Source organism: Streptomyces sp. URMC 124 (assembly GCF_051386455.1).
In the GTDB taxonomy this organism is placed as follows: Bacteria; Actinomycetota; Actinomycetes; order Streptomycetales; family Streptomycetaceae; genus Streptomyces.
This window is the reverse complement of record NZ_JBPQTS010000237.1, coordinates 1-7,287: the sequence shown is the minus strand read 5'-3', so window position 1 is coordinate 7,287 and position 7,287 is coordinate 1. Positions and strand designations below refer to the sequence as shown.

Below are 7,287 nucleotides of genomic sequence, written 5' to 3'. Positions count from 1 at the left end.
GCCATGGGGTCTCCTTGGGAGGGACGGTGGTGGGGGGGCGCGGTGCGGGTACCCCCTGCGGGGGCTTTTGGGTGCTCCTGCGGCGCCCCTCGGGGCCGGCGGTGCCGGCGCGTTGGTGCCGCGCGGCTGGGCTGGTTCGGCACCGCCGGGCTGCGCCGTGGTGGTTGGTCGCCGTTGCGGCGGGTTTTGCCTGCGGCAAGAGGGCTGGTGTGGGGGTGGCGCCGCGACGGCGAGCCCCCCTGCACGCAATCCGGCGCCCATGCCGGGGCCCCTGTGGACGTGCCTGCCTACAGCGGCATCCGGTCCGCCCGGAGGGCAGGTGGTGGGGGCGGGTCCGCCGGGGTGGTCCGGACCGGTGGGGCTGTCAGTTGGGGGTCCACCGAGACGGCGGCGACGCCCAGGGGGGTCGCCAGGGCCCGTACGGCCGGAAGGGCCAGGCGGACGGAGGGCTGGCCGGGGCCCAGAACGTCCGAAAGCCGTCGCTCGGTGGTGAAGGCGACGGCGGTCCTCGTGCCGAGGGGGGAGCGGAAGACCCGCAGGGCGAACCCGTACGCGCACCGCCGCACGGGCACGTACAGCGGCTGCTCGGGGGCGCGCCCGGCCGGTTGGCAGGGTTCGGAAGGTTCGGAGGGTTCCCCGTCGTCGGCCTGCGGACTCTGCGCGGCCGTGCCGGAGGCGGCGGCGACTGCGGCGGCTTCGGCGGGGGTACGGCTCAGGTGCATGACGGTCCTCGGAAGCTCGGGAGGTGTCGGATGGGAGCGTCGCTGACGGCGCCTCGGCGCCGCCGTTCACGCTATGCCCGTACCGAACCCCGCCGAGCTCCTCCTTGACAGGGTGTTGACCCTCGGTGCCACGCCTTTGACGACTTCTTGACGGTCCCGGCCTTCTTGACAGGAAGGGTCACGGCAAAGGGTTACGGCAGCAGACCCGCGCGCCGTGCCGCGACCACCGCCTCCAGGCGCGTGTGCACCCCCAGCTTCCGCATGCTCGACCGGAGGTAGCTCTTGACCGTTTCCGGGCGCAGGCCCAGCCGGTCCGCGGCCGTGGCGTTCGTCGCGCCCGTCGCCACGCAGGCGAGGACGTCCACTTCACGCGGTGACAGGTCCACGCCGGGCCCCGCGCGCCGTGCCGCCGGGTCCGCGGAGGAGGCCGCCGCGAGGCGCCCGCACGCCGCGAGCAGCTCCTGGCGCAGCCGCTGGTCCGTGACACGCTGTGCCAGGGCGCGTAATTCGCCGTGCGCCTCGCGGACTTCCTCCCACATCGCCGGGTCGGCGGTGGTGGGCTGATGGGCCACGGACAGCAGGCGTTGCACCTCGTCCTGCACGGCGAGGGCCTGTTCGAGTTCGCGCGCCGCGTCGACGGCGGCGGTCAGGGAGCGGTCGCCGAGGGTGAGCGGGCGCCGCAGCGCGCCGTAGAGGACGCCGCGCACCCGGCCCCGTACGACCACGGGCACCGCGAGCACGGAGCGCAGGCCCTCGGCCGCCACCGCCGCGTCGTACTCGTGCGTGATGACGTGCGAGGACTGGTAGTCGGTCACGGACAGGGGGCGGGTGAGGGCGGCCGCCTTGCCGCCGAGCCCGCTGCCCGTGCGGATCGCCAGTCCGCGCAGGACCGGCGTCGTCGTTCCTGTCATGTCCGATATTCGGAACTGCCGTGCTCCCGTGAGCAGTCCGCCGAAGGCGACCGGAAGCCCGGCGCCCTTGCGCATCCGCATCAGCGCCGCCCGCACCTCGGCCGTCCCGTCCGGATCTCCCATCGCTGCCTCTCCGTCCCGGATCCGGAGGTGGAATCTCCGTATCCCTGAAATGCGGCCACCCCCGTTCGGGGGTGGTGAGACTCAGATCACCGTCGCACGATGCTAACCGTGCGGGCTCGCGATGCGCCCCGCAATCTGGAGGACACGTGACGTCATCGAAGCCGGGAAACGCAGCGGAGCCCGCCGGTATGCCCGGACCCGCAGCGGAGTTCCGCGCCGCCCGGGACTTTCTGCTCGCACACCGCGAGGACTGGCCGACCGCGTACGAGGGCTTCGTCTGGCCCCGCCCCGCGGAGTTCAACTGGGCGCTGGACTGGTTCGACGCGATCGCCGAGGGCAACGGCCGCACCGCCCTGTGGATCGCCGAAGAGGACGGCACCGGGGTCAGACTGTCCTTCGACGACCTGCGCCGCCGCTCGAACCGCGTGGCCAATCGGCTGCGCGCGCAAGGCGTGCGCGCCGGGGACCGGATCCTCGTCATGCTCGGCAACCAGTCCGAGCTGTGGGAGACCGCACTGGCCGCGATGAAGCTGCGCGCCGTGGTCATCCCGGCCACCCCGCTGCTGGGCACCGCCGACCTCGTCGACCGCGTCGAGCGCGGCCGGGTCTCCCACGTGGTCGTACGGGCCGAGGACACGGGCAAGTTCGCGGACGTGCGGGGCAGCTACACCCGGATCGCGGTCGGCGAGCATCCGGAGGACGGGTGGATCCGTTACGCGGACGCCGGCCCCGGTGGCGACTCCGGAAACGCCGCCACCCCCGCCTCCCACACCCACCACACCCACCACACCTCCGACGACACCTTCACCTCCGACGACACCTTCACCCCCGACGGCCCCACCCGCGCCGACGACCCTCTCCTCCTCTATTTCACCTCCGGCACCACGGCCCGCCCCAAACTCGTCGAGCACACCCATGCCTCGTACCCCGTGGGCCATCTGTCGACCATGTACTGGATCGGGCTCCGGCCGGGCGACGTCCACCTCAACATCTCCTCGCCCGGCTGGGCCAAGCACGCCTGGTCCAGCCTCTTCGCCCCCTGGAACGCCGAAGCCACCGTCTTCGTGCACAACTACACCCGCTTCGACCCGGCCCGCCTCATGGCCGAGATGGACCGGGCGGGCGTGACGAGCTTCTGCGCCCCGCCGACCGTGTGGCGCATGCTCATCCAGGCCGACCTGAGCGGGCTGCGCACCCCGCCCCGCGAGGCCGTGGCTGCGGGCGAGCCCCTCAACCCGGAGGTCATCGAGGCCGTGCGGCGGGCCTGGGGCGTGACGATCCGCGACGGCTTCGGGCAGACCGAGACGACCGTGCAGATCGCGAACCCGCCCGGCCAGCGGCTGAAGACCGGCTCCATGGGCCGCCCCGCCCCCGGCTACTCCGTCGTCCTCCTCGACCCCGCCACCGGCGAACCGGCCGACGAGGGCGAGATCGCGGTCGACCTCTCCGGCCGCCCGGTCGGCGTGATGACGGGCTACGCGGGCGACCCCGAGCGCACCGCCGAGGTCATGGCCGGCGGCTACTACCGCACCGGCGACATCGGCTCCCGCGACGCCGACGGGTACATCACCTACGTGGGCAGGAGCGACGACGTCTTCAAGTCCAGCGACTACAAGGTGTCCCCGTTCGAGCTGGAGAGCGCGCTCCTGGAGCACGAGGCCGTCGCCGAGGCCGCCGTCGTCCCCGCCCCCGACCCGCTGCGGCTGTCCGTGCCCAAGGCGTACGTCGTCCTCGCCGCGGGCTGGGAGCCGGGTCCGGGCACCGCCAAGGCCCTCTTCGCCCACTCGCGGGCCGTGCTCGCCCCGTACAAGCGCATCCGGCGCCTGGAGTTCGCCGAGCTGCCCAAGACCGTGTCCGGCAAGATCCGCCGCATCGAGCTGCGCGAGCGCACCGCGCGCGGCGAGCCGTCGTGCGGCGGAGACGAGTACCGAGAGGAAGACCACCGGTGACCACACCCTCGTACGCGGCCGGGAGCACGCACATCCCGCTGATCGACGACACCATCGGCGCGGACCTCGCCTTCACCATCGAGCGCTTCGGCGACCGCGACGCCCTCGTCGACGTGCCCAGCGGACGCCGCTGGACCTACGCCGAGTTCGGGCGGGCCGTCGAGGAGGTCGCCCTGGGGCTGCTGGCCAAGGGGGTCGCCAAGGGCGACCGGGTGGGCATCTGGGCGATCAACTGCCCCGAGTGGGTCATGGTCCAGTACGCCACGGCGCGCATCGGCGCGATCATGGTCAACATCAACCCGGCCTACCGCGTCCACGAGCTGGGTTACGTGCTGCGCCAGGCCGGCATCGGCGTCCTCGTCGCCTCCGTCGAGCACAAGGCCAGCGACTACCGCCGCATGGTCGAACAGGTCCGGGCCGACTGCCCCGCCCTGCACGACGTCGTCTACATCGACGACCCCACCTGGACGGGCCTGGTCCGCAGCGGAGAGGGCGTGCCGCGCGAGCGGCTCGCCGAGCGCGAGGCGCAGCTGAGCTGCCACGACCCGGTCAACATCCAGTACACGTCCGGGACCACGGGCTTCGCCAAGGGCGCCACCCTCTCCCACCACAACATCCTCAACAACGGCTACTTCGTCGGCGAGCTCCTCGGCTACACCGAGGCCGACCGGGTCTGCCTGCCCGTGCCCTTCTACCACTGCTTCGGCATGGTCATGGGCAACCTCGCCGTCACCAGCCACGGCGCCTGCGCCATCATCCCGGCCCCCGCCTTCGACGCCACCGCCTCCCTGCACGCCGTCGAGCGCGAGCGCTGCACCTCCCTCTACGGCGTCCCCACCATGTTCATCGCCGAGCTGGAGCTGCCCGACTTCGCCACGTACGACCTCTCCTCGCTGCGCACCGGCATCATGGCCGGCTCGCCGTGCCCGACGGAGGTGATGAAGCGGGTCATGGGCGAGATGCACATGTCCGAAGTCGCCATCTGCTACGGCATGACCGAGACCTCGCCGGTCTCCACCCAGACCCGGCGCGACGACGACATCGCGCGGCGCACCGGCACCGTGGGCCGGGTGCTGCCGCACATCGAGGTGAAGGTCGTCGACCCGGAGACGGGGGAGACCACCGGCCGCGGCGAGCCGGGCGAGCTGTGCACGCGCGGCTACTCGGTGATGCTCGGCTACTGGGACGAGCCGGAACGCACCGCCGAGGCCGTCGACGCCGAGCGCTGGATGCACACCGGCGACCTCGCCGTGATGGACGAGGACGGCTACGTGCGGATCGTCGGCCGCATCAAAGACATGATCATCAGGGGTGGGGAGAACGTCTACCCGCGGGAGATCGAGGAGTTCCTCTACACCCACCCCAAGATCTCCGACGTACAGGTCATCGGGGTGCCCGACGAGAAGTACGGCGAGGAGATCATGGCCTGCGTCATCCTCCGCGACCCCGAGCGGCCCCTCAGCCGCGACGAGCTCGCCCGCTTCTGCCGCGGCCGGCTCGCGCACTACAAGATCCCGCGCTACCTGCGGATCCTGGACGCGTTCCCCATGACGGTCAGCGGCAAGGTGCGGAAGGTGGAACTGCGCGAACAGGCGACGGTGAGCCTGGCGGCGGCGGGCGCCGGGGAAGCCTGAACGGCGGTACGCCCTGGGCCGCGTATGCCCTGAGGCCGCGTATGCCCTGAGGCCGCGTACGTTTCGGGGCCCGCGGCGCCCTCCGGGGCCACGGGACGGCAGGCGATCCGTCACAAGTGGCCGGGCCCCGCCCGAAGATGGAGGGGCCCGCGATCCCCCGTATGTTTCGCGGGCCCGGTACGAAGTCTCCGCCCGCGGGCACCCGGCCCGCCATCGTCCGGGCGTGGTTCAGAGGAAAAATTGAGCTTGGCGGTACGGGCGGCTCACGCGGGCCCGCGCTCGACGAGCTCGTCGGCAGGGCCGTTCAGTGGCTGCGGAGTGCCGGTGAGGTCCATCACGAACAGCGGAACGCGCAGGTCGTCCGCCCGGGAGCGGGCCTCGTGGGCGTAGCCGGCGAGGGAGAAGAAGACGCCCGAGGCGGAGTCCACCATGGCGTGCAGCCACAGGCACTCGACCGCCCGCAGCGACGTGGGCACCGTGGACGGGTCGACCCGGGCGACGAGGGCGCCCGCGCGCAAGTCGACGCCGACCGCCTCCGGATCGGCCGGCCGGGTCACGCCCGTGCAGCCCAGCCACGTCAGATAGCGCTCTGCGGCGGCCAGCGCGTCATCGGCGGTGCGGATGGCCATCGGACGGAAGGCGGGGCGCTGCGCCGCGACGGGCCGCCGCCCTCCGGATCGGGCATCCTCGTCCTCCTCGCCGTCGCTGCCGGCCCCCGGCTCTCCTTCCCTGCCCCCCTCGCCCTCGACCTCGCCGTCCCCGAGGGCGGGTGCGGGCGTGGGCGAGCGGACGGGAAGGCGCACCACCGTGCCGCAGGAGCAACCGAACTCCGGTCGCGGCCACTGGTCCTGCCGGTCGCACGCCGGACAGCGGACGGCCACCCAGGCGTCCCGCCAGGTGCGGTGCGCCAATAACTCGGGGGAGGCGTCCGCCAGCACCGGCAGCGTGAGCGGCGCACCGCACGCGCAGGGGAAGGTGGGCGGGGTGAACGAATGCTCGCGACGGCACGTCGGGCAGTGAACCGGCACGCTCTTGGCCATATTCGGCTCCAGCAACGGGTCCGTGAAATATGCGTACGGGCCCATCGTCCACGATGCGCGCGCGCCGGGGGAGCGAATGCCGAAGTGGGCCCCTGCGCCCTCCGCGCCTCCCGTGTCGCCGCCCAGCGCGACGGCGCACGCGCCCGTCGTGCGCTAGCGCTCCGGTACGGGTTCGCTCTCGTGGACCGCGTCGATGTCCGGGCCGTGCGGGGTGTCCGCCTCGCGCTCGATCATGATCTCCACCAGGACGGGCCGCGAGGTCGCGACGGCCTCCTTGCGCGCCCACTCGATCGCGGGCCGGATCTCCGCGGGGTCCACCACGCGCCGCCCCGAACAGCCGTACGCCTCCATGAGCTTGACGTGGTCCGTGCCGGTCTCGTCGTAGTGGATGTCCACCTGGTAGTTCATCCCGTAGCCGACCGAGGCCTGCCGGATCAGGCCCAGGTAGGCGTTGTTCAGCATGATCAGTACGAACGGGACGTCGTACTGCGCGGCCACCGCGAGCTCCTCCACCGTGAACTGGAAGCCGTAGTCGCCGACCACGCCGACGACCTCCTCCCCGCCCCGGCCCATGCCCTGCAGCGCCTTCTTGACGCCGATCGCGGCCGGCACCTCCCAGCCGAGCGGGCCGGCCTGCCCGCAGACCTGGTAGTGGCGCGGCTTGTGGGCCTTCTGATGCTGGCCGCCCCAGATCTGGTAGAGGCCGATGGCCGTGACGAACCACGTGTCCGCGCCGAAGACCTCGTTGATCTCCCTGTAGACGCGCGGCGCCTTGACGGGGACGGTGGTGTAGTCGTCGCGACGGGTGAGAGACCTTTTGAGGTCGCCGCAGTGGGCGGCCCACGCGCGGTGCCGGGGTGATCCTCTCGGACGCGGCGGAGGAGCTGCGGGAACTGGTGGAGTACCTG

6 protein-coding genes are annotated in these 7,287 nt (G+C 72.4%); 2 read left to right on the top strand and 4 right to left on the bottom strand.

Annotated features, from left to right (window positions below; translation table 11 throughout):
• Positions 1–287 precede the first annotated feature (287 nt).
• Both ACSNOG_RS31005 and ACSNOG_RS31000 read right to left on the bottom strand, forming a co-directional pair.
• Positions 288–722: an SAV_915 family protein gene (locus tag ACSNOG_RS31005; protein ID WP_436756030.1), complete on the bottom strand. Its 435-nt coding sequence runs from the start codon at positions 720–722 to the stop codon at positions 288–290.
• 191 nt (positions 723–913) lie between these two features.
• Positions 914–1,756, bottom strand: coding sequence for a response regulator transcription factor (locus tag ACSNOG_RS31000; protein ID WP_436756029.1), 843 nt, complete (start codon positions 1,754–1,756; stop codon positions 914–916).
• A gap of 188 nt (positions 1,757–1,944) precedes the next feature.
• Between ACSNOG_RS31000 and ACSNOG_RS30995 the strand changes: the two genes are divergently transcribed.
• Both ACSNOG_RS30995 and ACSNOG_RS30990 read left to right on the top strand, forming a co-directional pair.
• Complete coding sequence (locus ACSNOG_RS30995; protein ID WP_436756028.1) at positions 1,945–3,705, top strand: AMP-binding protein; 1,761 nt, start codon at positions 1,945–1,947, stop codon at positions 3,703–3,705.
• The gene (locus ACSNOG_RS30990; RefSeq protein WP_436756027.1) at positions 3,702–5,339 is read left to right on the top strand and encodes an AMP-binding protein; all 1,638 of its coding nucleotides are present in this window, start codon (positions 3,702–3,704) and stop codon (positions 5,337–5,339) included. The genes ACSNOG_RS30995 and ACSNOG_RS30990 overlap by 4 nt, the downstream gene beginning before the upstream one ends.
• Before the next feature lie 263 nt (positions 5,340–5,602).
• On the opposite strand, the gene ACSNOG_RS30985 is transcribed toward ACSNOG_RS30990, so the two are convergent.
• Together ACSNOG_RS30985 and ACSNOG_RS30980 are read right to left on the bottom strand one after the other, a co-directional pair.
• Complete coding sequence (locus ACSNOG_RS30985; protein ID WP_436756026.1) at positions 5,603–6,379, bottom strand: hypothetical protein; 777 nt, start codon at positions 6,377–6,379, stop codon at positions 5,603–5,605.
• A 153-nt stretch (positions 6,380–6,532) separates the two neighbouring features.
• Positions 6,533–7,287, bottom strand: a 755-nt coding sequence (locus tag ACSNOG_RS30980; protein ID WP_436756025.1) for a thiamine pyrophosphate-dependent enzyme, incomplete at its 5' end; no start/stop codon positions are given.

Bases quoted from the DNA above. Each gene is read 5' to 3' on its own strand.
- ACSNOG_RS30985 (WP_436756026.1), bottom strand. From the start codon at position 6,379: ATGGCCAAGAGCGTGCCGGTTCACTGCCCGACGTGCCGTCGCGAGCAT.
- ACSNOG_RS31005 (WP_436756030.1), bottom strand. From the start codon at position 722: ATGCACCTGAGCCGTACCCCCGCCGAAGCCGCCGCAGTCGCCGCCGCC.
- ACSNOG_RS31000 (WP_436756029.1), bottom strand. From the start codon at position 1,756: ATGGGAGATCCGGACGGGACGGCCGAGGTGCGGGCGGCGCTGATGCGG.
- ACSNOG_RS30995 (WP_436756028.1), top strand. From the start codon at position 1,945: ATGCCCGGACCCGCAGCGGAGTTCCGCGCCGCCCGGGACTTTCTGCTC.